Here is a 2,099-nt window from a genome sequence, read left to right as displayed (position 1 = left end):
TTTCAGGTTCTCCCTCTCGGGTTTCCCTTTCCGGCGGCTCCGACTCTATCAGATCCTTTCGGGCCTGACTCCCGGTCGAAATCGGGTTGTCTTCCCGGCTGTTGGGCCGTTTCGACGTTCCGAACTCTAGCGGATCCTGCCGGTGATTCGAAATCGAGTCCCCGGTCCGAACCGAATGGAATTCGGCATGCCAAATTCGCCCCGGTCGGGGGTCGTGCTGAGTTGGGTGTGCCGCAGAATCTGCGGCTGATGGTCGACGCGGAACCATCCCGGCTGCGCGACAACTCGGAGAACACTACACGAGGTTCCAGGGGCTCTGCGTCCGCCCTCGCCCCTTCTCTGTCCGGTCGCTCAGAGGTGCCCGCCCCCTGCCCGGCCCTCGCGAGCCGCACCAGGCTGAGCCGACGTCCCTCGGCCAAGCCGAGCGGGATCGGCCCGCGGTGCGGCTTGCGGTTTCCGTTGCGTCAACTCCTACCGTCCTCGGTGTGGCCGGAGACGGACTCCGGCCCGGTGATGGGAGGCGCGGCCATGGCCTGGTCGATCGCGGATGTGGCTCGGATGTCCGGGGTGACGTCCCGGACGCTGCGGCACTACGACGACATCGGCCTCCTGCCGCCCGCCTGGATCGGGAGCAACGGACACCGTTACTACGAGGAAGCGGATCTGCTGCGGCTGCAGCAGATCCTGCTGATGCGCGAGCTCGATCTGGGCCTGCGTGAGATCCGGGCGGTACTCGACAGCCAGGTCGACCGAGTGGCAGTGCTCCGCGAGCACCACCAGCGGCTGCTCGCGGAGCGGGACCGGCTCGGGACCCTGGCGCGCACGGTCGGCCGCACCATCGCCGAACTGGAGGAAGCAGAGGAGAACGACTACATGGCGACGATCAATCGTCCGGAAAACCTGTTCGAGGGGTTCGAGCCCTCGGCGGAAGAGAACGACAAGGTGCGCGAGCGGTGGCCGAAGGCGTGGGAGCAGTCGCGGCAGGCCGTCGACGCGATGACAGCCGAGGACACCGAGCGCTGGCAGCGTGAGGTGACGGCACAGATGATCCGTATCGCGGAGTTCATGGTGGCCGGCACCCCCGTCGACGACCCCGCCGTCCAGGCGGAGGTCGACGAGCACTACCGGGGCGTCTGCCGGTTCTGGACGCCGAACGCGGTCGCGTACAAGGGGCTGGGTCGGACCTACGTCGAGGAGCCGCAGATGCGCGCCAATTACGACAAGGTCGCCGACGGCCTGGCCGAGTACCTCCGGGACGCCATGGTCGCGTACGCCGACACTCGGCTGAGCTGACCCGAACCCGGCCGGGTCGGGGCAGGCCGAACTGAGCAGCGCTGAACAGAGCTGAGCCGAGTCGAGGACGGCCGAACCAGGTCCGGCCACATCGCTCGACGTACGCGTCTATCCGTGCTGCACGAGTACCCGTGCTCACGAGCCGGCCGACCGGCCGTCGCCCCGCGCACGGCGTCGGGGGGCTGCAGACCCCCGGCGGCACGGCGTTCGCCACTCCCCCGCTTCCGCTCGCCCCGCGGTTTTCACGCCTCGTCCGGTCTCCGTCCCCTCGCCTCCGTCACTTCCCCCTCAACGCACTCCCCGCGCCCATGCGAGCGCCGCCCCGGCCCATATAGCCGTTCATTCCTCCCCTTTGGGCGTTTTCAACCCTTGGCCGACTTATGACGGGAATGCACTTCGCGCGGCTGTTCCAACTACGTAACCGTTGCCGGGGCGACTTCCGCCCGAGTCGGCCCGGCACCTGGGAAATCGGGGATCACGGCAGGTCCGGGCCGCTCGGACGTGCGTTGCGCGTGCAATCTGCATTGGGTAGACATAGACGGCGCGCCGAGTTGCGGGTGCGCCGTTCGTTCTGTCTGTTACGGGGGTGTGTGCGTGAAGTTCGACATGGGGTCCACGACTCTGTCCGATCTGGGGAAGAGCACCGAGGGGTCGAGTGGTGATCTGGGTTCGCTGATCCGGCAGTTGATCGCCGCGGCCGATCCGCTGGAGGGCAAGTTCAACGGGTCGGGGAAGGCCGCGTTCGACTCGTTCAAGGCGCACGCGGACGAGATCACCAACGATCTGAACGGGTCGCTCCAGGACAT

The 2,099-nt window shown here is 67.4% G+C and carries 1 protein-coding gene and 1 pseudogene; both read left to right on the top strand.

The genetic code is table 11. The features are described 5' to 3' along the window. Window positions 1-528: 528 nt before the first annotated feature. The gene (locus IE267_RS39265; protein WP_189766573.1) at window positions 529-1,293 is read left to right on the top strand and encodes a MerR family transcriptional regulator; all 765 of its coding nucleotides are present in this window, start codon (window positions 529-531) and stop codon (window positions 1,291-1,293) included. A gap of 594 nt (window positions 1,294-1,887) precedes the next feature. After that, a pseudogene (locus IE267_RS39260) lies at window positions 1,888-2,099 on the top strand (hypothetical protein); the annotation flags it as partial.

It is taken from the genome of Streptomyces xanthochromogenes, assembly GCF_014650455.1.
Taxonomy (GTDB): Bacteria; Actinomycetota; Actinomycetes; order Streptomycetales; family Streptomycetaceae; genus Streptomyces; species Streptomyces xanthochromogenes.
The sequence above is the reverse complement of the archived record's forward strand: the minus strand, read 5'-3'. Positions and strand labels throughout refer to the sequence as shown.